General features: G+C 44.2%; 26 protein-coding genes and 2 pseudogenes. 14 read left to right on the top strand and 14 right to left on the bottom strand.

The features are described from left to right. Positions 1-136 precede the first annotated feature (136 nt). Entirely contained in the window at positions 137-1,285 is a 1,149-nt protein-coding gene (locus tag LNN34_RS20675) for a glycerate kinase (protein ID WP_101865055.1), read from the top strand. Positions 1,286-1,373: 88 nt separating this feature from the next. After that, positions 1,374-2,405 (top strand): polysaccharide pyruvyl transferase family protein, encoded by a 1,032-nt coding sequence (locus LNN34_RS20670; RefSeq protein WP_059292156.1) that lies wholly within the window; start codon positions 1,374-1,376, stop codon positions 2,403-2,405. Between the two features lie 143 nt (positions 2,406-2,548). Here the strand turns inward: LNN34_RS20670 and LNN34_RS20665 are convergent, their stop codons facing one another. Next, entirely contained in the window at positions 2,549-2,959 is a 411-nt protein-coding gene (locus LNN34_RS20665; RefSeq protein WP_101865054.1) for a hypothetical protein, read from the bottom strand. Between the two features lie 14 nt (positions 2,960-2,973). Continuing rightward, a complete protein-coding gene (locus LNN34_RS20660; protein WP_229044464.1) occupies positions 2,974-4,440 on the bottom strand; it encodes a lipase in 1,467 nt (488 codons plus the stop codon). A gap of 60 nt (positions 4,441-4,500) precedes the next feature. Between LNN34_RS20660 and LNN34_RS20655 the strand changes: the two genes are divergently transcribed. Next, positions 4,501-5,019 carry a DUF1433 domain-containing protein gene (locus LNN34_RS20655; protein ID WP_010332558.1) on the top strand — a complete coding sequence of 173 codons (519 nt, stop codon included), beginning with the start codon at positions 4,501-4,503 and terminating at the stop codon, positions 5,017-5,019. A gap of 77 nt (positions 5,020-5,096) precedes the next feature. Here the strand turns inward: LNN34_RS20655 and LNN34_RS22040 are convergent. Next, positions 5,097-5,213, bottom strand: a pseudogene (locus tag LNN34_RS22040) (LrgB family protein); the annotation flags it as partial. On the opposite strand from LNN34_RS22040, the pseudogene LNN34_RS20650 reads away from it, so the two are divergent. Further along, a pseudogene (locus LNN34_RS20650) lies at positions 5,192-5,435 on the top strand (MarR family transcriptional regulator); the annotation flags it as partial. The pseudogenes LNN34_RS22040 and LNN34_RS20650 sit on opposite strands and share 22 nt — an antisense overlap. 70 nt (positions 5,436-5,505) lie before the next feature. Here LNN34_RS20650 and LNN34_RS20645 read toward each other — a convergent pair. Further along, on the bottom strand, positions 5,506-6,573 hold the full coding sequence (locus LNN34_RS20645) for an SDR family oxidoreductase (protein WP_229044463.1): 1,068 nt from the start codon (positions 6,571-6,573) through the stop codon (positions 5,506-5,508). 130 nt (positions 6,574-6,703) lie between these two features. Here LNN34_RS20645 and yxaF point away from each other — a divergent pair, with 130 nt between their 5' ends. From yxaF to LNN34_RS20630, 3 genes are all read left to right on the top strand, one after another. Beyond that, positions 6,704-7,279 (top strand): transcriptional regulator YxaF, encoded by a 576-nt coding sequence (yxaF, locus tag LNN34_RS20640; protein ID WP_059292158.1) that lies wholly within the window; start codon positions 6,704-6,706, stop codon positions 7,277-7,279. An 87-nt stretch (positions 7,280-7,366) separates the two neighbouring features. Beyond that, a complete protein-coding gene (locus LNN34_RS20635) occupies positions 7,367-8,380 on the top strand; it encodes a quercetin 2,3-dioxygenase (protein ID WP_229044462.1) in 1,014 nt (337 codons plus the stop codon). A 150-nt stretch (positions 8,381-8,530) separates the two neighbouring features. Beyond that, a complete protein-coding gene (locus LNN34_RS20630; protein WP_059335295.1) occupies positions 8,531-9,733 on the top strand; it encodes a DUF418 domain-containing protein in 1,203 nt (400 codons plus the stop codon). Positions 9,734-9,786: 53 nt separating this feature from the next. On the opposite strand, the gene LNN34_RS20625 is transcribed toward LNN34_RS20630, so the two are convergent. Next, positions 9,787-10,266 (bottom strand): RDD family protein, encoded by a 480-nt coding sequence (locus LNN34_RS20625; protein WP_229044494.1) that lies wholly within the window; start codon positions 10,264-10,266, stop codon positions 9,787-9,789. A gap of 134 nt (positions 10,267-10,400) precedes the next feature. Between LNN34_RS20625 and LNN34_RS20620 the strand changes: the two genes are divergently transcribed. The 4 genes from LNN34_RS20620 (at position 10,401) to LNN34_RS20605 (ending at position 13,708) form a co-directional block, all read left to right on the top strand. Continuing rightward, complete coding sequence (locus LNN34_RS20620) at positions 10,401-10,778, top strand: MerR family transcriptional regulator (RefSeq protein WP_229044461.1); 378 nt, start codon at positions 10,401-10,403, stop codon at positions 10,776-10,778. Between the two features lie 86 nt (positions 10,779-10,864). Next, entirely contained in the window at positions 10,865-11,806 is a 942-nt protein-coding gene (locus tag LNN34_RS20615) for an aldo/keto reductase (RefSeq protein WP_229044459.1), read from the top strand. A 144-nt stretch (positions 11,807-11,950) separates the two neighbouring features. Then, on the top strand, positions 11,951-12,370 hold the full coding sequence (locus LNN34_RS20610; RefSeq protein ID WP_229044457.1) for a DUF5391 family protein: 420 nt from the start codon (positions 11,951-11,953) through the stop codon (positions 12,368-12,370). A gap of 105 nt (positions 12,371-12,475) precedes the next feature. Further along, the gene (locus LNN34_RS20605) at positions 12,476-13,708 is read left to right on the top strand and encodes a PQQ-binding-like beta-propeller repeat protein (RefSeq protein ID WP_229044492.1); all 1,233 of its coding nucleotides are present in this window, start codon (positions 12,476-12,478) and stop codon (positions 13,706-13,708) included. A gap of 43 nt (positions 13,709-13,751) precedes the next feature. Here LNN34_RS20605 and LNN34_RS20600 read toward each other — a convergent pair whose 3' ends face one another. Both LNN34_RS20600 and LNN34_RS20595 read right to left on the bottom strand, forming a co-directional pair. Beyond that, positions 13,752-14,219, bottom strand: coding sequence for an RDD family protein (locus LNN34_RS20600; protein ID WP_059335293.1), 468 nt, complete (start codon positions 14,217-14,219; stop codon positions 13,752-13,754). Positions 14,220-14,423: 204 nt separating this feature from the next. Further along, positions 14,424-15,761 carry an aldehyde dehydrogenase family protein gene (locus tag LNN34_RS20595; RefSeq protein WP_229044455.1) on the bottom strand — a complete coding sequence of 446 codons (1,338 nt, stop codon included), beginning with the start codon at positions 15,759-15,761 and terminating at the stop codon, positions 14,424-14,426. 140 nt (positions 15,762-15,901) lie between these two features. On the opposite strand from LNN34_RS20595, the gene LNN34_RS20590 reads away from it, so the two are divergent. Then, positions 15,902-17,062 carry a TetR/AcrR family transcriptional regulator gene (locus tag LNN34_RS20590; RefSeq protein ID WP_229044452.1) on the top strand — a complete coding sequence of 387 codons (1,161 nt, stop codon included), beginning with the start codon at positions 15,902-15,904 and terminating at the stop codon, positions 17,060-17,062. 33 nt (positions 17,063-17,095) lie between these two features. Here the strand turns inward: LNN34_RS20590 and LNN34_RS20585 are convergent, their stop codons facing one another. Beyond that, positions 17,096-17,917, bottom strand: coding sequence for an SDR family oxidoreductase (locus LNN34_RS20585; protein WP_229044449.1), 822 nt, complete (start codon positions 17,915-17,917; stop codon positions 17,096-17,098). Between the two features lie 118 nt (positions 17,918-18,035). Between LNN34_RS20585 and LNN34_RS20580 the strand changes: the two genes are divergently transcribed. Both LNN34_RS20580 and htpG read left to right on the top strand, forming a co-directional pair. Further along, the gene (locus tag LNN34_RS20580) at positions 18,036-18,287 is read left to right on the top strand and encodes a hypothetical protein (protein WP_229044447.1); all 252 of its coding nucleotides are present in this window, start codon (positions 18,036-18,038) and stop codon (positions 18,285-18,287) included. A gap of 189 nt (positions 18,288-18,476) precedes the next feature. After that, positions 18,477-20,357 (top strand): molecular chaperone HtpG, encoded by a 1,881-nt coding sequence (htpG, locus tag LNN34_RS20575; protein ID WP_229044445.1) that lies wholly within the window; start codon positions 18,477-18,479, stop codon positions 20,355-20,357. Between the two features lie 44 nt (positions 20,358-20,401). On the opposite strand, the gene LNN34_RS20570 is transcribed toward htpG, so the two are convergent. The 6 genes from LNN34_RS20570 to LNN34_RS20545 all read right to left on the bottom strand — a co-directional run bounded on the left by LNN34_RS20570 (position 20,402) and on the right by LNN34_RS20545 (position 25,450). Further along, positions 20,402-21,787 carry a sugar porter family MFS transporter gene (locus LNN34_RS20570; protein ID WP_059335289.1) on the bottom strand — a complete coding sequence of 462 codons (1,386 nt, stop codon included), beginning with the start codon at positions 21,785-21,787 and terminating at the stop codon, positions 20,402-20,404. Positions 21,788-21,914: 127 nt separating this feature from the next. Continuing rightward, a complete protein-coding gene (locus tag LNN34_RS20565) occupies positions 21,915-22,427 on the bottom strand; it encodes an HPP family protein (RefSeq protein WP_044160106.1) in 513 nt (170 codons plus the stop codon). A 112-nt stretch (positions 22,428-22,539) separates the two neighbouring features. Continuing rightward, positions 22,540-23,106 (bottom strand): CGNR zinc finger domain-containing protein, encoded by a 567-nt coding sequence (locus tag LNN34_RS20560; RefSeq protein WP_229044443.1) that lies wholly within the window; start codon positions 23,104-23,106, stop codon positions 22,540-22,542. A gap of 176 nt (positions 23,107-23,282) precedes the next feature. Continuing rightward, positions 23,283-23,588, bottom strand: coding sequence for a DUF2653 family protein (locus LNN34_RS20555; RefSeq protein ID WP_044160104.1), 306 nt, complete (start codon positions 23,586-23,588; stop codon positions 23,283-23,285). A gap of 3 nt (positions 23,589-23,591) precedes the next feature. Continuing rightward, positions 23,592-24,245, bottom strand: a complete 654-nt coding sequence (locus LNN34_RS20550; protein WP_229044442.1) for a hypothetical protein — start codon at positions 24,243-24,245, stop codon at positions 23,592-23,594. Between the two features lie 272 nt (positions 24,246-24,517). Next, entirely contained in the window at positions 24,518-25,450 is a 933-nt protein-coding gene (locus LNN34_RS20545) for an aldo/keto reductase (RefSeq protein ID WP_024123451.1), read from the bottom strand. Positions 25,451-25,465: the final 15 nt, after the last annotated feature.

Below are 25,465 nucleotides of genomic sequence, written 5' to 3'. Positions count from 1 at the left end.
TTTTATTAATGCAAACACTTTCATTTCTAATTTTTAATAAAATTTTTCCTGATAAATTGGTATATATGCCCAAATCAATTGTGGTAAATTGAAGAAAAGACAGTGTAAATCATCACTTTTTGAATGAGGCGATTGGATGAAAATCATTATTGCACCGGATTCTTTTAAGGAAAGCTTATCAGCGTTGGAGGCTGCTCACGCCATAGAAAGAGGCTTCAAAACGGTTTTCCCCGATGCCGAATATCGGAAGCTGCCGATGGCGGACGGCGGTGAGGGGACTGTCCAGTCATTAATTGAGGCCACGGGCGGAACCATAAAAGAGCAGATTGTCACGGGTCCGCTGGGGGAACCGGTTAAAGCGTTTTTTGGCATAATGGGAGACGAAAAAACAGCTGTGATTGAGATGGCTGCCGCATCAGGGTTGCATCTTGTGCCCGCAGAGACGAGAAACCCGCTTGTCACTTCTACTAGAGGAACGGGAGAATTAATCGCTGCTGCTCTTGATGCGGGTGCAGAGCGTTTGATCATCGGAATCGGCGGAAGCGTCACAAATGATGGCGGAGCCGGAATGGTTCAGGCGCTGGGCGGAAGGCTTCTTGATGAATCAGGCGGTGAGATCGGTCCCGGAGGCGGTGCGCTTTCTCAGCTTTCCTCAATAGATGTGGAAGGACTTGATCCCAGATTACGAAATGTGAAAATTGAAGTCGCCTGCGACGTGGATAACCCGTTAACAGGGCCAAGAGGGGCTTCCGCTGTTTTCGGTCCTCAAAAAGGCGCCACGCCTGACATGGTGCGTATCCTTGACCAGAACCTGTCTCACTTTGCGGATGTGGCTGAAACAACGCTTGAAACAAGCTTCAGGGAAACAGAGGGCGCCGGTGCAGCAGGGGGTCTCGGTTGGAGTCTGCTTACTTTTCTTCGTGCTGATTTGAAAAGAGGCATTGATATCGTCCTCGATGCGGTTCAGTTTGAAAGTGAGGTTCAGGATGCAGATCTTGTGATTACCGGCGAAGGGCGGATTGACAGCCAGACAGTTTACGGCAAGACGCCGATTGGCGTGGCCAAAGCGGCTAAGGCATACGATGTGCCTGTCATTGGACTTGCGGGATCAGTTTCGCGAGACAGTGATGCGGTCTATGCACACGGGATGGACGCCCTTTTTAGCATCGTGCCGGGAGCCGAGCCCCTTGCAGACGCACTTGAGCATGCAGCTGAGAATATGGAAAGAACGGCAAGAAACATTGCGGCATCTTTAAAACTGGCGAAAACGATGTATCTGATATAAAGCCGGTCAAGCACATGCCCGTGCATATTCACCCTCCTTTCTGGGTACAGACAGATAACCAAGCACAACCTAGAAGGAGGACACAGACATGACTGTACAAGAAATCAAAGGCAAAAAACTAGGTAAAGGGATCGCGCCGAATGTAAAACCCGAAGCCTTATTAAACGATAAACGAAAAGTATTTTTGTTTGGTTCCCCGAGTTACACAAACATCGGAGACCAAGCGATTGCGTATGCGGAAGAGAAATTTATTAAAAATCATTTTCCGTACTATGAATATATTGAAATTATGGACTACGCGACGGACGAAGGCATCGAATTGGTGAAGGAGATCATCCGTGAAGACGATATTGTCTGCTTTACCGGCGGAGGAAATCTGGGCAACCTCTACCTCGATATTGAGGAGGACAGAAGGAAGGTCTTTGCAGCGTTTAAAGACTACAAATCCATTTCTCTTCCTCAATCCGTCTATTTTGAAGATACAGAGGACGGAAACAAAGAAAAGAAAAAAACACAGGATGCGTACCATCAAAATCCAAATTTAACGATTGCCGCGCGGGAGACACAGACGCTCGATGTTGTGAAAGAAACCTTCAATTCAGATGTCATCTTTACACCGGATATGGTGCTGTCTTTGGATATCGTACCGAAAGAGCTTGAACGGGACGGCGTTCTTTTTATTTTAAGAGCGGACAAGGAGAAGGTAACCGATGAAGATTTTATTTCACACATGATGAAATGGGCAGAAAAAACAACCTATGCGGAGCGTACAGACACGGTGCTTGATACGGTCGATATGATTGATTACGAGGATCGGGAAAAGCATTTCATGGAAATGCTCGACCGCATTGGTTCCAGTCAATTGGTGGTGACAGACCGCCTTCACGCTATGATCTTTTCGATTATCACAAAAACGCCATGCCTCGTCTTTGGAAATAGCTACGGCAAAGCCAAACATTCATACCGGGATTGGCTTGAAAGCTTAAACTTCATTGAATACACAGATAAAAATGATATTGAGGAATTAGAGCAAATGATTGACCGCCTGCTTCAAGCAGAGCCGAATGACGTTGATTTATCTAAGGATTTTCAGCCGCTGATTGATTTCTTTAGATCGTAATGGGAAAAGCAGACTGGGAACAGTCTGCTTTTTGTGCTAATGATCGTTTTCCAGGCGAACAGTTTCATCCGTGATTCGTTCTCGCTGCGCCGCTTCGTCGGAGATGATATCTTCTTTATTTTAAGCTATATTGACTCTCTACCTTATAAGTCAATGGAATTGATTACACTCGAAACATCAGAATAAACTTTATCAAATGAAAGGTGATCTTTCATTTTATCAGTGACACTATCTATTGCTTTTCCAGACATATGATGGTTAAGGATTTCTCGTTTTGTCTTTATAGCCTGCTCGGCATCTGTAATGTTTTCAAGGATCGAAGACAAATTCTTACGGTCTTCCTGAAATGCATAGCTTAATTGTTTTTTGATTGAATTCATCAACGCCAATTTTTGTTCTTGTCGCTTCTTCTCTTTAAACGCCGCCAATTGTTCAGGTGTCATTTCAGAGGTATTTACATCAGCATTTGAAAAAATTGAAGTGCTTGAATGCTGACTCGTCATTTTTTGCATAAAACGGTCAGCATCTGTTGGTTTCTTATTCATAAAATCCATGTTTCTTTCTCTCCTTATGAAATCCCCATTCGACTGGCCGCTGCCAGATCTGCATCATGATACGCATGTCCCATATGTCCGAGATCATCTGCAATCATCTGCAGAAAGTGTTGCAGATTGAGCGCTGCATCTACTGCCTGATCATATTTTTCTTTTGAGTAAAAAAGGTGGTGCGGTTTGTTCATCTTGATCTGATTGATCAGATCATCGACATCGGAAACTGATAATTCGTCATAGGCGCCAAAACCAACCATTCGTGTATGCATATTCCTGACATCCTCAATTGAATCCTTTACTTTGTCATCAATTCTTTCAATCTGGCGAATCATTTTTGACCATTCCGTTTCGGCAATATGTTTCAACTGAGTACTTGTATTCATTAATACATGTGATTTGATAAGAATCGAAACACCTGTATTGGCCTTCACATTCGTTGATTTCATTTGGTTTAGCATCGCTAATGCAAAGTCAGGGTTGTTCTTTAAAACATCATCCACAGTTTGGGCAGAGCCATCTGAATGGAAGCTGTATCGATCCAAGCCGTGACTTCCCATTAAGGCTTCAGCAAATAGTGTGATATCAAGAGATTGATTGCCATAATGTTTCAGTCCAAGACCCAGCATTTTCACTTCATCAGGGAGGCTATTATTCTGTACACCATTGGGCAAAGCATCGTCATACATCACTTTTACTTTGCCTACTTCAGCAGCATCCCGATTCAGCAAGGATAATCCATCATTTAAATTAATATATTCTGTTAAACGGCTGCGAAACTCTCCCTTTAACGCCCGGGCTTTTACATCCTTAGGCAGGTTTTCATATATGTTAGGATTCTCGAAGGTGACACCGCGGTCTATAAAGTCATTCATCACGACTGCATAGCTTGCATTAGATCCGCCTAATGAGTGACCGGTGACTTGAATGTCAGCATTTTTAAAGTCTTTATGTATTTTTTTTGCATAATGATCTGCCTGAATGGCCTGGTTATCTGTTCCATCATCAAACGGCTTTTTGCCAACTAGATAACTAGTATCCATGTGGAGCCAATCTTGGATGATCTCATTTGCATATTCAGAGAAACCTGTTACTGAGTCAAAAGAAGACCCATCTTCTTCAGCTGGAATATTGATCCCTTTTTTCTCTAGTTCTTTAATGAGCTCTTCTCTTTTTCCACGCTGATTTGTTTCCTTAATCGTTTCTTTTAATTGGTTAGTGCTGATAGGTTCTGATCCGCGGTATGCGATGATGGCGTTTTGGATTTTTTCTTTGTCTTTTCCATGGTTGGAAATTTTGTAATCTTTTTCGGATACTAAAGTAAGGGCATCAAGCCCTTTTTTCGTTTTTTTATGATCAACTACATATAACTTTTGTCCATTACTTATCTCAATGTTAGTACCAATACGATAGTTTCTAAGATTATATGCAGCACTTGATGCTTTATTATAATCTTCGTCTGTAAGTGAATTCTTTTTTCTAGACATAACTTCACTCTCCAAAAACTTGTATATATTGTATAATAAATTAAAAAAGGATGAAATACCATGTCATTTGTAAAAAAAATACTTATAATAGGTACGATCGTATTGATTGTTGTATTAGGTATTTCTTACGGAATAGTAAAAAAAATGAATATATCAGATCGAACAACAGAAGAGACTGGAGGTAAACAGACAGTGAAAAAAGAAGAAAAAAGCGATAAAGAAAAAGCAGAAGAATATGTAGAAAAGATGAAACCAAAAATTAAAGAACATCTAAAGGAGGAAGATATTCATAATTTTATTAAAAAAATTACTTTCGAGGATAAAGTTGAAATAAACCCAATGGGAAGAATAATAGTAAATGGATATATAAATGACAATCCAGATAAGTTTTACTTCTCAGCAGATTTAATTTATGATTCCAATAAAGTGGACGGAATGAGTTACCCTGAGGATGTAGGTAATCGTTTTACAGATTGGAGCGAATACACCAAGAAAGAAAAAGAAGAATACATCAAAACCGCTTACCCCGATAAAAAAGAGCGTGAACAATATTTAAGAGATATTGGAGAACTAAAATAAACAGGCCAAAATGCCTGTTTACTTTCGCCGATTCGTATCCCAAAAAAGACTGCCCTCCTCCGGGGCAGTCTTCTTTATTACATATGAAACAGCCAGATGACAAGCGGTCCGAAAAATGAGCCGAGAACCGCATAGAGTGTCATGGAGACAGAACTCATGGATACGGCTAGTTCTCCATATTCAAATGCTTTTGAGACAAGCTGCAGCTTTAGAAGCCAAGGAGCTCCTCTATCGTTTTACCGATCCTTCCGATAGAAGAGTCCGGTCTGTTTACCATTACAAAACTCGGCAAACAAGCATTAAAGGCAGATCAGCAGATGCGCTTAGATGAACAGATGCTGAAAGAGTGGTCAATACATCAAAAAGAGATGTTTGGCGAACTTCTCCAGCGTATGAACAAGGCCTTTGTCGATTAACATCAAAAAACCCATGCGCTATGTTACATCTGCATGGGTTTTATGGTGTGCAATTAAATGATGGAAGGTCTCATTTGGTGCGTTTAACGGCAGCCCAGACGCAAGCAAGCCCGACAGCCACTGCCGCAGTTACCGCTGGGCGCTTTGTGGCCTTTGCATAATAGCTTCTTGACCGAAGCCACCCTTTATTTGTCCCCCTGTCATGCATGCCGTAGCCCGGATGGTAAAGCGCGCTTTCTTCACGCGGTTTGGACGGCCTTTCCGCATGCTGGCTGTAGTACATGATTTTTTCCATGAGTCTGTCGGTCAGCCGGGGAAAGAGTGCACCCAGCATGGCGATGGCTTTTGCCTGCGAGCCGATGTACATGTCGCGTTTCGGATGTTCAGCGGCAAACAGAATGGCTTCGGCTGCAGCTTCCGGCGGGTAGATCATAGAGCGGTAATGAGCCGGCTGTTTGTCCAGGTAGCTTCTGGCGTGTTCGTTGTAAGGGGTGTCGATTCTGCCTGGATGGATGAGTGTGACCGAGACCGGTACCTGTTCTTTTTCAAGCTCCATTCGGATGCTTTCTGTCCATCCGTGAAGCGCGAATTTCGCAGACGCGTAGGTGGATTGAATGACGGTTCCTCTGTCGCCGAACAGGCTTCCTACATTGATGAGAGCACCCGGACCGCCTCTGCTTGTAAAGTGTTTGACGGCTGCCCTTGTTCCATAGACCGGACCCCAGAAATTGGTGTCAAACACGCGCTTCATGTCTTCGGTGGTAACATCCATAGCGTGTCCGAAAACCGAAACAGCGGCGTTGTTAACCCATGTGTCAAAGCGGCCGAATGTGCTGATCGCGGTTTCTGCGATGCGGTTGACGTCTTCTTCTTTTCCCACATCCGCTTTTACATAGATGGCTTCGTGCCCTTTTTTCTTTACTTCATCAACGAGCTCCTGAAGGGCGTCTTCATTTCGGGCTGCTGCGACGACTTTTGCCCCTTTTTCGGCTGCCATTCTCGCGGTGACGAGTCCGATTCCGCTTGTAGCACCGGTAATGACGATGACTTGATCCTTTACTTTTTTCAGTTTGAGCTTCTTTTTCGGGCTTTGCTGTTCAAGCTGTTCAGTATTGGTGACCGTATCATCAGTTGTCATCGGGAATCCCCTCCTAGACATGTTTGTCTACATTTACCCCATCCAGAAGGTTCTTACCCCTTTTGACAATCCCATGGTTCTTTTTTATATTATATAAGTCGCTCTACCATACCTAGGAGGGAATGTTTCAATGACTAGCAGAGGAGATTCACGTGAAAAAATCCTTCACACAGCGTCACGTCTGTTCCAGCTGCAAGGATATCACGCGACAGGCTTAAACCAGATTGTGAAAGAAAGCGGTGCTCCTAAGGGATCGCTTTATCACTTTTTTCCGAATGGCAAAGAAGAATTAGCAATTGAAGCGGTTACATATACGGGTAAGATCGTTGAACATGTGATACAGAAAAGCATGGATGAGTCCTCTGATCCTGTTGAAGCGATTCAGCGTTTTATTGAAAAAACCGCCAGCCAGTTTGACAATACGGAAAGCATTCAAGGGATTCCAGTCGGCTTGCTGGCGAGTGAAACGGCGTTAATCAGCGAGCCGCTGCGCACGGTTTGCATGAAGGTGTTTAAAAGCTGGGAAGCGGTTTTCGCCAGAAAATTAATGGAAAACGGATTTGCAGAAGAAGAAGCAAGTCAGCTGGGAATGCTGATCAATTCGATGATTGAAGGCGGTATTATGCTTTCTTTAACGAATAAAGACAAAACGCCCCTTCTTCTCATTGCCGAACAAATTCCAGTATTGGTGAGGAAAAAAGGGTAGCAATTTGTTATCCTTTCCCCTACAATTATGTAGAACGGTCTAGTAGGAAACCTGATATATAGACTGGTCTAAATTGGAGGACGTAACATGAAAACGTTAAGTAAACATTCACTGCCCAAAGAAAAAGTGCCTTACTTGCTTCGCAGCGGAGAGGGAGAGCGCTATTTGTTCGGCAGACAGGTCGCGACAGTGATGGCAAACGGAAAGAGCACGGGAGATTTGTTCGAGATCGTGCTGCTTTCTGGGGGAAAAGGAGATGCCTTTCCGCTTCATATTCACAAAAATACGCATGAAGGGCTTCTTGTTCTGGACGGTAAGCTTGAACTGACGCTTGATGGAGAACATCATCTTTTAGCAGCTGGTGATTATGCGAACATTCCGGCCGGAACACCGCACAGCTATCGGATGCAGAGCCACAGAACACGGCTGGTGTCTTACACAATGAAAGGGAATGTCGCACATATGTATTCCGTGCTTGGAACGCCGTATGATCACGCTGAACATCCGCCGCACGCAAGCGAAGAGGTATCAAAAGAGCGTTTTGCAAAAGCGGCTGAGGCGGCGGACATTATATTTGCGGAGGATGAAAACCGTGCCGGTGCTCCAAAACTAGTGGAGAATACAGAACTTCCGGCTGGCGTTGTTCCATATGTGCTTGAGTCTGGAGAAGGAGACCGCCTGTTGACGGGCGATCAGCTTCATCGCATTGTGGCTGCGCAAAAGAATACGGACGGGCAATTTATCGTTGTATCATCTGAAGGCCCTAAAGGCGATCGCATCGTTGATCATTATCATGAGCATCATACAGAAACTTTCTATTGCCTTGAAGGGCAAATGACGATGTGGGCCGATGGTGAAGAAATTCAGCTTAATCCTGGAGATTTCCTGCATGTTCCTGCCAACACTATACACTCATATCGCTTGGATTCTCACTATACAAAAATGGTGGGTGTATTGGTTCCGGGCTTATTCGAGCCGTTTTTCCGCACGTTAGGAGATCCGTATGAAGGGCATATTTTCCCGAGTGAGCCTCAAGCTTTGCGATTCGACCGTGTCTTGCAGAATATCGAGACATTAGATTTAAAGGTCATGAAACCATAATATCTCCGCCGGGCTTCCTGTGAAGCCTGGTTTTTTATTGTGAAGGTGACGAGATTGTAAGGTTTTTCCTTTGCGCTGCCACCTAAATCGATGTTTCTTCGCTTCTTTTTTTCATACGCTTGAGGTATAGAAAAAAGGAGCGTGATCCATATGGCTTCATTACAGCCGACTCTGACAAATGAGCGGATTGGTGTGCTTGACGTGTTAAGAGGAATTGCCATTTTCGGCATCCTATTTGTGAATTTGGCGCACTTCAGTTATCCGGATATGTATTTGTCTATGCTTGGAAAGGATAATTTTTTCACGGAAAAGTGGTCTGGTGCAGACTTTGCTGCAGCAGAAATATTGAAATTTTTGATTCAAACCAAATGTATTTTACTGTTTTCATTTTTATTTGGGTTTGGCATGGTGGTGATGATGGAGAGAGCGTTAAGCAAAGGAAAACGTTTTGTCCCGCTTTATATCAGAAGATTATTGGCGCTCTTCATCTTTGGAACCATTCATGCTTTTTTGATATGGGACGGGGATATCTTAACGGAATACGCCCTGCTTGGTTTGGTTTTACTTTTGTTCAGAAAAGCAAAGCCGAAAACACTGTTGATATGGGCAGTCTCTTTGTACCTCCTGTTTTCTCTGCCGTTCATTTTGGCAAGCTTTCATCAAGCAAACGGACAAGAATGGGCACAAGCAGCCATTCAGCAAGCGAAGCAGGCGCTGCATGCTTACGGAAACGGCAGCCTGAAAGACATTGCGGAACAGCGAATCCACGATCGGCTCGTTTATATGTCAATGAATGGCATGCTGACCTATAATCCGCTGAATTTCTTTTTTGCCTCCATCCCATATTTCAGTATGTTTTTGCTGGGAGCCGCGGCGGCAAAATCAAGATTTCTGCATCAGCCGGAAAAGCACCGCAAAGCGTTAAAAAGAGTATGGCTGTCTGGGCTGGTCATTGGCATCAGCGCTCATATATTGTACAGTGTGACCGAAATGGAAGTATTTTTGCTGGTTGGTGCGCCTTTTCTTATGTTTTTCTACGTCACAACGATTGTGTATCTTTATCATAAGACAAAACTGGCTAAGCCGCTGCAATACTTTTCCGCAGTCGGGAGAATGGCATTTACCAACTATCTCATGCAATCAATCATTTGTACGTGGATTTTCTATCATTACGGGTTGGGGTTATACGGCAAAGTATATCCGGCTGCGGGCGTGCTGATCACGATCGCGGTATGTGCCCTTCAAATGACCATCAGCCATCTTTGGCTGCGGGCATTCCGAATGGGGCCGTTTGAGTGGCTTTGGAGGAGCCTTACGTATATGAAGCGGCAGCCGATCTTGAAGAAATCATAGATAAATAAAAGTCTAGACTCATAATTGACGTCTAGACTTTTTCATGTTTTCAATTATTTATATACAACCCGTGTACGGCAAATGATGTCATGAAGGCCCTTTTTCTCTCCGAATGCCACCATGATAAAACCGATATAAAAGATAATTCCAGATAATATGTACGCAAAGTAACGGCCGATTGCCTGCCCGACAGACACGCGTCCGCCTTGTTCATTGACTACTTTCAGCCCGAGAATTTTCTTGCCGAGCGTGCCTTGCATTTTAGAAGCTGTAAGCAGCCCGTAATATAACACACTGATGACGATCATAATCAGCATGGTTGGCAAAAATGCAAGCGTCAAGTATTTCACCATATATTCGTCTTGTGTCATGTATGGGTCTGTTGCGATGGATCCAGCGATAAATACGGAATTGATAATAAATAGAATAATATAGCTAGGAACAGATACAATAATGCCATCAATCAAATAAGCTAAAACACGAATCCAAAATCCTGCCGGTTTTTCCCATGTATATTTCTCTCTCCTTTGAATTAATCTGGAACAGTATACTTTGTAAAAAAAGCTTTTGCAATATGATATGGTGATAAAATCCTGATATTACTGAAAAATGAGTCTTTTATCCTTTGTTTTCTACTATATAAAACTACCACGGACGGTGAAAAAACATGCCTTATACATTAAAAGAAGTCATGGAGCAGTGCCAAATGACTGAGGATGCGGTTCGTTATTATGAGAAAATCGGCTTGCTTCCGCCGGTTAAACGAAAGGCGAACGGCCATCGGGTGTTTAGTGAGGATGACAAGAAACGTCTGCTGTTCATCAGATGTTTGAAGAAAACGGGCATGTCTTTAGAGGAAATGAAGCCGTTCCTCAGCCTGCAGGAACAGACAGATCGCTTGGATGATACTCAGCGCGAGCTGCTGATAAATTACCAGGAGAAATTGAAACAGAAGCAAAGTGAGCTGCAGCAGGTGTGGGAGCTGATCGAAGCGAAGCTGGAGAGCGGGGAAGGGTTTGGCCCTCCGCATCATATCAAAAAATAGGTATTGACCTGGTGTTAACACCAGGTTTTAGCATAAAACACAACCCTGAAAGCAGGGGAATGCATATCTAGGGGAGTGTTTTATACATGAACAGAGTAACGATTGGAAAAACAGGACTGAGTGCTTTCAGCATTGGATTAGGTGCAAGTGTTGTCGGCAATACAATGATGTATCCCAATGTGACAGAAGCGATGGGGAAAAATCTTATTCACGCCGCATTTGATGAAGGCATTGATTTTGTTGATACAGCTTATTTATATGGCTTGGGCAGGTCTGAGGAGCTGATTGGCGAGGCGGTGAACCAGCGCGGCAATCGTGAGAAAGTCGTCATTTCAACGAAACTTTCTCCGTCTCCAGAGTATGTGAACGGGACTGTTAAGACCGACATTCGCCCGTCAGCACTGCGCAAGGCTGCGGAAGACGCACTTGTCCGATTGAAAACGGATTATATCGACATCCTGTTTCTGCATTTTCCAGACAGCAGGACTCCGTTAGGTGAAGCTGCAAACGCACTGGCGGATTTAAGAAAGGAAGGCAAAATAAGAGCCATTGGCGCATCAAACCTGGACTTCCGCCAGCTGCAAGAGTTTAATGCTGGCGGCCATCTTGACGTGTTTCAAACCGAGTATTCTTTACTTGCTCGACATGCGGAGGAGCACATCCTTCCATACTGCATGGAAAAAGAAATTTCTGTTATCCCGTTTTATCCGCTGGCCGCGGGACTGCTTGCCGGACGGTACAAAGCGGATGATGTCTTTACTGACGCATCAAGAGCAAATCACCCGCTTTTTCAGTGTGATGCGTATCTGAAAAACCTTAAGAAGGTGGAGAAATTAAAGCGGTTTGCTGAACAAAAACAAGCGGAGCCGGCACAGGTCGCTTTGTCATGGCTGCTGCATCAGCCTGGGATTGATTTGATCATCCCTGGAGCCACTCGGCCTGGCCAGCTCAAGACGAATATCAAAACAGCAAATCTTCATTTATCAAAAGATGAACTGAAACAAATGGATCAGATGTTCAGTTCTTAACGTTTTTTCCAGATATACTCTATTTCAAATGAATGGAGTATATCTTTTTTTATGGGTGTTTTTAGAAATACCATCGATTTTTATTAGATTTTACCTTATTATAATAAAGGTTAATATTTCTATTTTAGGAGGTGCCAATTGATCATGTCCAGAAAAAATAGCGTGATGATCGTGACTGCGATTTCTGCGTTCCTTTTTTGCGTGATGATTGTTGCGGCTTCACTTTCGCCGCTGGCCGGAACGGGAGGGGCGGCCAATCAATTTAATTCAGTCGGCATGTGGTCAGCTATCGGTATGATTTTTGTATTATATTTTATTCCTTTAATCATTTATATGCTCGGAGTAGATGCGATGAGGTATGTCATGGCGGTGCTTTGCGGCTTTGGGATGCTGATTCACTTGTCTTCAGCCGGGTTTATCTTGATGTATAGTTTCTTCAGTGACCATCCGTTTTCTGATGTGATCTTTGTGATTGGGATTAGTCTCGCTGCGGCTGCTGTCAACGTTATTTGGTTTGTGGCTGCGTTTCGTTCAGTTGCTGAAAAAACGTCGCAAACAGCCTGACATAGTTTTCTAGTTTGTGATGGTTTTGTGAAGCAGAATGATAAAATGGATGAATATGTTATGATGATCATATATTAGAAAATACATATAATGGGGGTCTCAATGATGATCATGTCATTTCGTATGAAAGCTTTGATTGCGGGAGCTGCGGTGGCGGCTGCTGTTTCGGCCGGCGCTGTTTCTGATGTGCCCGCTGCCAAAGTGCTTCAGCCGGCAGCTGCTTACGCGGCGGAAACGGTGTTTTCTCAAAATAATGGAGCATCCGGCTTTTTAACAGGAAGGTATGATGTACAAGCTATGGCGCCTGCCATGTTTAACTGGTCACGCGAGAGTCGATTCGCTGGCAATACAGACGGGACGCTGAAATGGCAAAACGACATCAGAACGACTCCGCAGAATGGAGCGGGGGCTGTGATTGACGGAGACGGCACAGTATATCTTCATTCCAGAGACGGGGAAATGAAAGCCTTTAATCCGGACGGCTCAGTCAAATGGGTGACGGGCAATCTGGGAAAAACGTTCACACAATCTCCTGTACTCGGAACCAACGGTGTTATCTATCTGGCATCTTATGATAAAAAGATTTATTTTATCGACAAGGAAACGGGTGAGATTTTAACAACGGTTCCGTTAAGCGGCGGGCCAAGCTCTGAAACGGTGATCGGTTCAGACGGCACGTTGTACTTCTCAACACTTGATAATTATGTTCACGCGATCAAACCGACGTCAAAATCAACTTGGACAGAGCGCTGGAAGTTGAAAACAAATGGTGTCGTCAGCTCTGTGCCGGTGCTTGCCTCAAACGGCACCGTGTATGTCGGCACATACAATAACGTGTTTTATGCGATCAATTCCGGAACCGGACAGGTGAAATGGTCCAGAACGACGTCAAATGCGTTTAAAGGATATCCGGTGATTGATAGGGATGGCACCGTGTATGCCGGCAACCAAGACGGACAGCTGTATGCGTATACGTCAACAGGCAGCTTAAAATGGACATTCCCTCTCAACGGGTTCTCAAGTTCATCGCCTGCGATCGACCATAACGGCAACATCTATATCGGTTCAGGAAGCGGCGAGCTGTTTTCCATCAGCAAAAACGGGGATATGAACTGGTCATTCTACACAGACGGCCCTGTCAGAACGGCGCCGCTGATTGACGCGAAGGGAACGGTCTATTTCGGGTCAGATGATATGAAGGTTTATGCGGCGGACGCAAACGGCAATGAATTATGGAGCTATCAAACCGACAGCAACGTCGTGTCATCTCCCCAGCTTGCTGAGGACGGAACACTTTATATTGGAAGTTATACGAAGCTGATGGCTTTTGGAAAATAGCAGAACAGGCTGGCGAGGTGATCTCGGCAGCCTGTTTTTGGTATCAATCAAGATGTTTATTTTTATAGATAACCTTAGTCCCGCAAATATAATCGTGTAATGCCAGTTTAGAGGGGAAAGCCGCCATAATGTAACCGATATACAAAATTCCTGATGGTATGTAAGCAAAAAAACGGCCAAAGCTGTGCCAAAATGAAATTCGCTCGCCATACTGATTGACAACGATGATGCCCATAAGTTTTTTGCCTAGTGTTGCTTGCATTTTTGAAGAAGTCAGCAAGCTATAATAAAGAATGCCGAAGATATATATGATGGCGATAACAGGGATCGTCCCGAATATCAGGATATAAAATTTATATTGCTCTTGTGTCATATAGGAGCTTCCTGCATCAATGAGAGGCAGGACAATGAAGGTGTTAATTTGGATCATAATAAAAGCAAAAAAATAGATAATTAAATCATCAATAATAGAGGCAACTGCCCGAATCCAAAATCCAGCTGGCTTTTCCATGTATAATATTCTCTCCTTTGAAGTTTCCTGGGATATTATACGTTAGAGGCTGTGCGGTTTCAATGAGATATACTAGAGGAATTTGGTCTCGTAGTGAAAATGGTATTTTATCACTATTCATTTCTTTATTTTACCTTTTTATCTTTAGGTGAATAGAATGATAAAAAAGAACCTGCAAGGTGATGCAGATTCTCTTCACTCCAATTATTTAGAGGCTTGGATCAATACACCCTTCTCATGAGAAAACTCTTTGAATCCGTATACCCCATGGTAGGAGCCGATTCCGCTTGTGTTCACGCCGCCGAATGGCAGGTTGACGTCACTGAAGTGAACGACAACATCGTTAATGGCTGCGTTGCCTGATGTTGTATGCTGAAGGACGTTGTCGATCAGGTCTTGGTTGTGGCTGAATACATAAAGCGCGAGCGGTTTATCGCGGTCATTTACATAATCGATGACCTCGTTGATGTCTTCATAGTTCATCATTGGCAGGATCGGTGCAAAGATTTCTTCCTGCATGATCTTCATATCTGGCGTAACGTTTTTCAAAACGGTTGGCGAGATCGTACGGTCGCTTGCATCAAATACGCCGCCGAACACGACTTCCGCGCCTTTCTCGATAGCGTCGTCGAAAAGGTCTTTGACGCGGTTGAAGTTGCGGTCGTTGACAATCTGCGTAAATTTGCTGCGGTCCGGATTGCGATCATCCTCCATAAATCCTGCGTTGACGATTGTTTGTAAAATGCCCGCGAACTTGTCCTGTACATCTTTCTTAATGAAGATATAATCCGGTGCGATGCAGGTTTGGCCGGCGTTTACGAATTTGCCGACAGCAATTTTTTTTGCTGCGTCCATTAAGTCGTAATCACTGTCAATGATTGTCGGGCTCTTGCCGCCAAGCTCAAGCGTGACAGATGCCAAGTGTTTGGCAGCCGCTGTCATGACGATTTTTCCGACATTTGTGCTTCCGGTGAAGAAAATATGGTCGAATGGCTGATCCAGAAGTTCGGTTGCCACCTCAACCTCTCCTTCAAAAATCGCGACTTCTTTTTCATCAAAAGCATCTCGGATGACTTTTGCGGCAATGTTGCTTGTGTTCATCGTAAAGTCTGACAGCTTCACAATGGCGCTGTTTCCGGCTGCGAGAGAAGCGGCAAGCGGCGCCATTGTCAGCATAAACGGATAGTTCCACGGGCCAAGGATGAGTGTTACGCCTTTTGGCTCGTACATGAGAATCCCATTTGCCTCGGGGCTTAACGATGAACCGACTTCTTTAGGCGCCATCCATGTTTCCAGGTTGTTCATATTATCTCGGATTGCTTTTTTTGTTCCTTCGATTTCCGCTTTTTTGACCTCGTGATATGGCTTCCGCACGTCTTTGCGGATCGCTTCGATGATTTCCTCTTCATGTGCAATGACGGAATCCAAAAAGCGTTGAAGCTTTTCTTTACGCTGTTCCGCTGTTGAAGCCCGCAATGCTTTTTGCTGTTTTTTCTGAAGCTGGAAGACGCGCTGAATGTCATCTTTTATTTGCTGTTCCATTGTAAATCCCCCTCATTTGCTTTCTGCTTATCTCGGAACTATTATAAAGTGGTATCTTTTCTATAAGAGAGACAACGGAGAATCATCTATACGTTACCGTACATATATCGAACATCTGTCTAAGTTTGGAGGTGACTTTTTTGCCGGAATCTGCTGAGGCTCAAATCAAACAGGCGCTTCTGGATTTATTAGAAAAAAGGGATATTCGACAGATTACAATGAAAGAAATTGCTGAACACGCACAAGTGAGCCGCGCGACGCTCTATCTTTATTACGAGGATAAGTTTTCAATCATTGAGGATTTAATGAGTGACATGCAGGAAGGATTGAGCGAAGCGCTCTACGAAGCCTTCAAGCACATGGATACACTTCATCTCAGCCAAAAGCGGCAAACAGTGCATCCAACATTGTCTTTTGTTCATCAGCATCAATCTTTTTTTTCAGCAATGATGGTCAGAGACAACGTACCGTATCACAATTTCCACCGGTTTTTTAAAGATGTGTTTCAGCAGGATGTCATGCTGTCTCCGGTTCATGTGAATTTGACGCCGATGGAGCAGGAGATTTACGGACATTACAGGGCTTTGTATACGTATGCCATTATTTTGTACTGGCTGAATGAGGATGCGTCTGCATCTCCGCAAGCCATCAGTCACAAGGTATGGGAACTCGTTTCTCAGAAACGGTTTTATTGGCTGTTTGGGCAGGCTGTTGAAGCGGAGCCGGAGGAGAGAAAGCAGGTTGACCGGCGTGTTGTCCGCACGAGACAGGCGCTGCAAGAGGCTTTGCTGGACGTATTGGCGGAGAAAAAAGACTATGCGGCGGTGACCATTTCGGATATCACCAGAAAAAGCAACATCCGCAGGGCGACCTTTTATGATCACTATGCCAATAAAGATGAACTGTTACAAGCGATGATTCATCAATCGTGTGCAGATATGATTGATCGGCTGACGGTGAGTGCCAGTCCGGATGAGCTTTCTTTAGCGAAAGCTGAGACGGCGCTTGCCAGCCTGCTTTCTGCATTATCGGAACGCTCGCCCATTGTCCGGTTTCTCAATCCTGAATGGGGAATTCCTCATGTGATACCCAGCATGTTCAAAGCGCTGGAATCTTTTTACCTGTACCAGCAGCTTGATATCCGCGCGGGGAAGAAACTTTATGCTTATTATGTCTCCGCTATGATTATCGGTTTGATGTTGTATCGGCTGGATGAGGGAAAGGCGCACGATCCGAGGGTGCTGGCCAGGGAGTTTTTGCAGTTTTTGGATGTGAAGAAGTATAAGATTATATTGCTTTGAAAAACAGAAAAGAGAGTGGCTGAATCCCCTCTCTTATTTCGTTTCTTCCTTCCATTTCTCATCAATCAGCATCTTCCCAGGCCATGTATATGCCATGATGCCGCCGTCTGCGGTGATGTCTTCTCCTGTAACGTATGAGCTGTCGTCAGATGCGAGGAACAGCGCCACCGTTGCCATTTCCTTCGGCTTGCCGAGGCGGCCGAGCGGTGTGATCCATTTGTTGGCTTCGCGGAATTTCTCGCCCATTTCCTGTTCCTTGGTGCCGGCCAGTTTATCAATCAGCGGCGTTTCGATCGTGCCCGGAGAAATGGAATTGACGCGGATGCCGTTTCTTGCGTAATCAATTGCCATCGCTCTTGTCAGGTTTGTGATGCCGCCTTTTGCGGCGTTATAGCCGGAGCGGTCGAGGTCCGCGGCCCGGCCTGACATGGAGGAGGTGTTGATAATGGAGCCTCCCTTTTCGAGCATAAGCGGAATCAGATATTTGCTGCAAAGGAATGTGCCGCGCAGGTCGACGGCCATAATGCGGTCAAATAGCTCAACGGGGTATTCGTGCACCTTTCCGCCTTCCTGATCGACGCCGGCGTTATTAAACAGAATATCTATCGTTCCGCACGCCTCCTTGATTTGATCAGCAAAAGCTTTCACGCTGTTTTCATCTGACACATCGAGGTGAAAGGCATCCGCCTGTCCTCCGTTTTGCCTGATTGCTTCAACTGTATCTTCCATTTGATCTGTATTGATGTCTCCGATCATCACACGCGCGCCTTCATTGGCAAAAACCTCTGCCGTTGCTTGTCCAATGCCTGTTGCGGCGCCTGTGATCACTGCGGTTTTATTTTCAAGTCTTCTCATGACACGAGTCCTCCTTTTTCTAGTTGTCTTCCCGCTGTGTGTACTGATAAACATGTGAGAAAAGAAATGCCTGCATATGTTAAAATGAACTAGAAATTGTTGGGAGGTTTTAAGTGTTTTGAAGATACAGCATAAGAAGGAACTCAAATTTTATTGTCTCATTATGATTCCGGCTGCGTTTGCTGTGCTGACTGTCATCTCTTTTTTATTGCAAGAGATTACGTTTCCGGTTACAGCTAGCGCATTTCTGAATGCTTCATGGCATAATCTATTGTTTCTGATACCGTTCTGTTTGTTTTTCTATCCGGTGCATATTTGGATGAAGCGGGAGTTTAGCCGTTGGAATGATGCAGGACAAAAGAGAGGCTAATCCTCTCTTTTTCTTATCAGACTGTCTAGAAAAAATAGTGAAAATACCCCCAACTAATGTTAAATTTACATATATATGCATCTATTAATCTTTGATGAAGACCGTATTGACATGAGTCATCATTTATGATAAATAGATGCTGAAAAGAGTTTACATAACATCACAAAGCATGAAAAAGGAGAGAGCGGAATGGCCAAAAAAGAGTTTAAAGCAGAGTCCAAACGACTGCTGGATATGATGATTAACTCCATTTACACTCAAAAAGAAATCTTTCTTCGTGAGTTAATTTCCAATGCGAGTGACGCGATTGACAAAATCTATTACAAAGCGCTGACAGACGATGCGCTGACCTTCGATAAAGACAATTACTACATAAAAGTCGCGGCTGACAAAGGCGCGAGAACACTGACCATCACGGATACAGGGATTGGAATGACAAAGGACGAGCTTGAACAGCACCTCGGTACGATCGCGAAAAGCGGCTCTCTTGCGTTTAAAAAAGAAAACGAACAGAAAGACGGCCATGACATCATCGGGCAATTCGGTGTCGGATTTTATGCGGCGTTTATGGTAGCCGATGTGGTGACCGTTATCAGTAAGGCGCTCGGCAGCGAAGAAGCGTATAAATGGGAATCTGCTGGCGCAGACGGTTATACAATTGAGCCGTGTGAAAAGGATTCTGTCGGCACAGACATTATCCTGAAGATCAAAGAGAACACGGAAGATGAGAGCTATGATGAGTTTTTAGAAGAATACCGTTTAAAAGCGATCATCAAAAAGTACTCTGACTTCATTCGCTACCCGATCAAAATGGATACAACGGTTAATAAGCCGAAGGAAGGCAGCGAGAATGAATTTGAAGAGGTGCAGGAGGAACAGACGGTTAACAGCATGGTGCCGATCTGGAGAAAAAACAAGAGCGAGCTGACAGATGAGGACTATGAAACGTTCTATTCTGAAAAGCATTACGGATTTGATAAACCGCTCACTCACGTCCATATCAGCGTGGACGGTGCCGTGCGCTACAACGCCATTTTATTTATTCCTGAAAACATGCCGTTTGACTATTATTCTAAGGAATATGAGAAAGGCTTGGAGCTCTATTCCAACGGCGTGCTCATCATGAACAAATGCGCGGATCTGCTTCCGGACCACTTCAGTTTTGTGAAGGGTATGGTCGATTCTGAGGACCTATCGCTGAACATTTCTAGAGAAATGCTGCAGCATGACCGCCAGCTGAAGCTGATTGCGAAAAACATCAGCAAAAAGATCAAAAGCGAGCTGCAGAGCCTGCTGAAAAAAGACAGAGAAAAATATGAGACCTTCTACAAATCGTTCGGCAGACAGCTGAAGTTCGGCGTGTACAATGATTTTGGCGCGAATAAAGATCAATTGAAGGATCTCTTATTATTCTACTCTTCCAAAGAGAAAAAACTGGTCAGCCTGGACGAGTACGTATCCAGAATGCCTGAAGAGCAGAAATACATTTATTACGCGACCGGTGATTCTTACGATCGCATTGAAAAACTGCCGCAAACGGAAATGGTAGCGGACAAAGGCTATGAAATTCTTTACTTTACAGAGGACATCGATGAATTTGCGATCAAAATGCTTGCTTCATATCAGGAAAAAGAGTTCAAATCTGTATCAAGCGGCGATCTTGGCATCGATTCAGAAGAGGATCAAAATCAGTCTGAAGAAGAGGAAAGCAAGTACAAGGATCTGTTTGAGGAAATGAAAAATATCCTGTCTGACAAAGTGAAAAACGTCAGAGTATCGAAACGCCTCAAATCTCATCCGGTCTGCCTCGCAGCTGACGGTGAAGTGACAATCGAGATGGAAAAAATCTTAAACGCGATGCCGGACAGCCAAAATGTAAAAGCGGACAAAGTGCTGGAAATCAACCCGAATCATGAGGTATTCAACACGCTGCAGAACGCTTTTGAACAAGATAAAGAGAAACTAAGCCTGTACACAAATCTCCTGTACAACCAGGCGCTTCTGATCGAAGGTCTGCCGATTCAGGACCCTGTGGAATTTACGAACAATATGTGCAAGGTGATGGTGTAATCATAAAAAAGGAATCGTCCCGATGAGACGATTCCTTTTTCTATTTATGACGTCCGTTCATTGAGCATACGGCTTTGTCCGTTGTTCTTTCTTTTAAAACGTTTTTTCAGGCTTGCTTCAATTTCTTCTAAGCTTTTCCCTTTGGTTTCAGGTACCATGTAAAGGGCGAAGAAAAATGAGAGAAGACAAATAACTGAAAAAATTGTAAAAACCCATGCGATGCCCATGGCGCTGAGCATCAGCGGGAAGACCAGCGACACGATCAGGTTGGTTGCCGATAACACCAAAGTGGTAAAGCCCGTCGCGGCCCCGCGCGCTTTGGATGGGAAGAGCTCAGGCATCAGAACCCATACAACCGGACCCCATGTTGCCTGGTAAAATACGATATAAACTCCGAGAAAAACAACAGTCAGCCAAGCTGTTGATGTTGAGAGCCCCAGCGTCAGGAGTACAGCCGATAGTGCGGCCAAGCTCAGCGTAATGCCGATGCTTCCCCAGATCAGCAGCTTTTTGCGGCCGATGCGGTCGATTAAAATCATAGCTGTAATACACATGATGACGTTGAGTACGCCGATTCCCATTGTGCCGAGCACCGATGCCGATGTGCCGAGACCGGCCTTCGTGAAAATGGTTGGCGCGTAGTAGATAACCGTGTTAATGCCGACGGCCTGCTGGAAAACGGCGAGGCCGACGCCAATGAGAAGCATAGGGCGAATCCATTTGGCTTTTAGCAAGCCGAGTGTTGTTTCTTTTTTCTCTGCTTCCCCTTGTTTCATATCTGCCAGTTCACGTTCAATATCTTCTTGATCATGAGTGATTTTCATGATTCGTTTCGCTTCATCTTCACGTCCGCGCTTCACGAGCCATCTTGGTGATTCAGGCATAAATGCGATCCCGATTAATAACAGCACGGCAGGCACCGCAGCCAGCCCCACCATCCAGCGCCACGCTTCAAACGGTGTGAATAGATAGTTTACGATATATGCAAGTAAAATACCGGTGACAATCATTAAATTGTTCATCGTGCCGAGTGTTCCGCGGATTTTTGTCGGTGCCATTTCTGAAAGATATACAGGCACCAGCGCCGTTGAACCGCCTACGGCCAAGCCGAGAATGACCCGAGACGCGATCAGCATGGTAATGGTTTGAGAAAATGCACAAGCAAGCGCCCCGATGATAAAAATGATGGATAAAACAAATACGACTTTTCTCCTGCCCCAGCGATCGGAGCACGTGCCGCTTAAAGCGGAACCGAAAATCGCGCCGAGGAGCAGCATGCTGACAACCAATCCTTCTGTCAGTGTTGTTAAAGGGATATCATTGTTGATAAACAGCAGCGCTCCCGAGATGACACCCGTATCATAACCGTAAAGCAGCCCCCCTAAAGCGCCGAAAAAGTAGATCATATATTTCCTTGTGTTTGTCTTCACAAATGTTCCTCCTCAGTCTTTGAGCCAGTGAGTATGTACTACGTGTAACAAAGTTAATAGATTAGTACCCTACTCCTAATCAATTTGAAACATTTGTTTGAAAAAGATTGATTTCACAAAAGGAAATTCAAAGCCAAAACGAGGGATATTGGCGGTTTTTACGCAAGTTATTGATCACGAGAGCGATGATCACGATGATGGCAGATCCAATGAAAACGGGAAACAGTAAATAACTCCAAGTATACGCCCCTTGAATGACCACAATGGGATCTGCGCCGGCAGGAGGGTGAGTGGTTTTGGTCAGCATCATGAAAAAGATGGCAAGCCCTGTCCCCAATGCAAAAGTCCAGGGATGAGCCCCGAATATATGAAGGACAGCCAGCCCTGTAAGTGCAGAGATAAAATGCCCGCCAATCACATTTCTCGGCTGTGATAAAGGTGCATTCCAAGCGCTGAATACCAGCACGCAGCTCGCTCCAAAAGGGGCCATTAACCATAGGCTTGATGTATAAGAGGTCAATACTGCAAGCGCCAGAATGGTGATGAATCCTCCTAAAAAGCCTGTGACGGCGTCCTTTCCGTTTACCCGTAAAGGCGTCTTTCCTGTCCCTTTCATTTTCAAAAAGAAGTTGTTTTCCAAATTTATCCCTCCCAGTATGTATAGGATAATAGCTATAAACTAACCTGTCAATTTTATTTTTAATGGTTAGTTTTAACCTCGGTAAAAAAACCGTTCTCTGGGGAACGGTTTTTTACTCATTATTGATTTTTTTCTGATGGCGTGAGACTTTTTGTCTGTTGCCGCATATCTTCATGGAGCACCATTTTCGCCTTCCTGTTTTATCAAGAAAAAGCAAAATGCACTTTTCGTTCGCACACCGTTTCAGCTGTTGAATTTCTTTTGTATGAATCAGCCATAAGGCATCGTAAGCGATAAGCGATAAAATAGAATCATCTGGTTTTCCATTCGGAATGCGGGCAAGTTTGTCATCTAAGATTTGATAAGAAAAAGGAGCGGCGGCGATTTGATCTTGCAGGAAAGAGATAAAAGCTGTAGAAGGTTCACTGCCTTTGGCGATACGCTCAAAGTGTTTTCTCAGTTCAGCCCGGAATTGATGAATCCGCTGCAATTGTCCCCGGACTTCCTGTAGCGTCAAAGAACTGAGAAAAGGAGCAGTTTCTCCCATTATTTCAAACCATGTCATCAGGTCTTTTTCTGACTGGATGAGATCGTGCCGTTTATCATAGCTTATGATTTCAGTATTCACGAGATCGAGAGAAAGGTTTTGTGTGATAAGAGGGAATTGAGCATTTGCCATTGTAATCATTCCTTTCAAAATCATTGTAAGCGCCAAAACCTTTTTCACGCAAGGATATGAGTAAAAGGAGGCTTTGCATGTTATCTCTAGGCAGTGTGCTCTTCCTGTTTACCGGAAAAGTGCCGGAGGGGAAAAACATCAAAAAACCTTACTCGCGCGGAGTAAGGTCTTGATTTTTATTCTCCCTCGTTGACAAAAACCAAGGCGGAGAAACCTTTTTTCTTATCAAATTGCAATTCAACGACGGTAACGTCTGGATTGAAGTTGTGGTATTCCTCTAAGAACTGAATAATGCCTTCTGAAATGTCATCTGACTCAAGCTGCTTGTGATGCAGGCCATATTTGGCTTCAGCGAAGAATCCTGTACGCTTGTTGTAAGACAGCTCTTTTACTTCAACGTCCTCAGGGTAAATCTCTTCTTCATTAGAAATATACACACAAATCCCGTCTACAATTTCTTGCTCATTTAATACCAATTTCATTACCTAAAAGCTCCTTCTGTACGTCTTCGGTGTTTTAAATGCACGAATCAGTGCGATGACAATGAGTAAAATAATGATCAAAGCGATGATATCCACGATCCAGGCAATGGGCGAAGCGCCATAAGAAACATAGCCCGGGCCCCCGACTGGATGATAGGTGTAACCCCAAGGGTGCATCATGCTGATCATGAACATGCTTGTTGTGAATCCGCTATAATAGCCAAACCATCCTGATGGCGAGAATCCTGCATTGTAATAATGATTCACTGAAACATAACGTCCGCCAACATAAGCTTTAGATGTTTTTCCGCTGTATGTCTTTCCGCTTACTTTTGATGTGGCGCCGGAAAACGTGCCTGACGATTTTTTAGAGCTTGATGAGCTTGTCTTTTCGGAAGATTTCTTTTTCAGTGAAATCGATGATGATGATGATGAATCAGACGTTTTGGACTTGTTGCTTGAAGAGCTTGATCCTGAACTGTAGCTTGATTTCTGGCTGGATTTATAGCTTCCGCTGTATGACGAGCTTGAACTTCGGCTGCTGTGGCTGGATGATGAGCGGCCGCTAAAACTTTTTGCGTGAGAAATGGCTGATGGCAGCAGTACACCTAAAGCAACGGTTACTGCAACTAAGGCTTTAACATATTTCAGTTTCATTCTGTTTCCTCCATAGACCGCAACGGCCCGTTATTTCTGGTTTGAATCGTCAGTAAAAGTGATAGAAGCTGATGAGCTTATTCTATTGCTAGCTCATTCTAGCGTCATATCAATCTTTCATATCATGTTTAGCTTTTTCAATCACTTTCTTTCTGAGATAAACTACCTTTATTTTATCGGATTCATGGCTCTTTTTGTAAGTTTTGTATCAAAATCAAACCAATTTATGGGCAAAAAAAACAGCCTTCCCCATGGAGAAGGCTGTTTTCTTATTATGCGAACAGCTTATCAATAAACGAAATATCCTCCTGAGAAAGCGTTACATCGGCTGTTTTGATGTTATCAATCAGCTGATCGGCACGTTTTGCTCCAGGGATTAAAATGTCAATTTCCGGTCTTGCCAAATACCAAGCCAATACGATGTGAGGGATGTCCACGTTGTGCTTTTCAGCAATCGGCGCCAGTTTGTTGACCTTTCTGATATTTTCTTTGAAACGCTCGCCCTTGAAGTGTTCCTGTTCGTTTCGCAGGTCTCCTTCAGGGAATGTTGTATCTTCCGTATATTTTCCGGCCAGTAATCCTGATACAAGCGGGAAGTAAGGGATGAATGAAATATTGTGTTCCTTCGTATACGGGAAGAAGGTTGTTTCCGCTTCACGGTTTAACAGGTTGTATTCACCCTGAAGCACATCGACCAAACCGTCTCTGTTGGCTTCCTTCAGCTGTTCCAGAGAGAAATTGGAGACACCGATGGAACGGATTTTTCCGGCTTGCTTCATTTCATTCAGTGCGTTAACCGCTTCATCCTTCGGCGTATGTTCATCCGGAAAGTGAATGTAGAACAGATCGATATAATCGGTATTCAAACGTTTCAGGCTTTCATCAACTGATTTTTTCAGAAACTCAGGCGAATTATCAAAAACAAAGTCATTTCCTTCTTTTCTGTGCGCGGCTTTTGTGGCAATGACGACATCTTCACGATTGAACTCGCGCAGCACTTCACCAATTAGCTCTTCCGAACGGCCGATGCCATAAATATAAGCGGTGTCTAACATGGTCACGCCATTACGAATGGCCTCGCGAACCAATTCTTTTCCGGTTTCTTCATTCAGATTCGGGTAGAGGTTATGTCCTCCGACAGCATTTGTTCCTAATCCGATAGGGAATACCTGCAAGTCTGATTTTCCGAGTGTTGCTTTTTTCATGATCTACCTCCTGGA

This window comes from Bacillus sp. AF23 (genome assembly GCF_020861455.1).
GTDB classification, from domain to species: Bacteria; Bacillota; Bacilli; order Bacillales; family Bacillaceae; genus Bacillus; species Bacillus halotolerans.
Note: the sequence above shows the minus strand (reverse complement) of the source record. Positions and strands in the feature narration are given on the sequence as shown.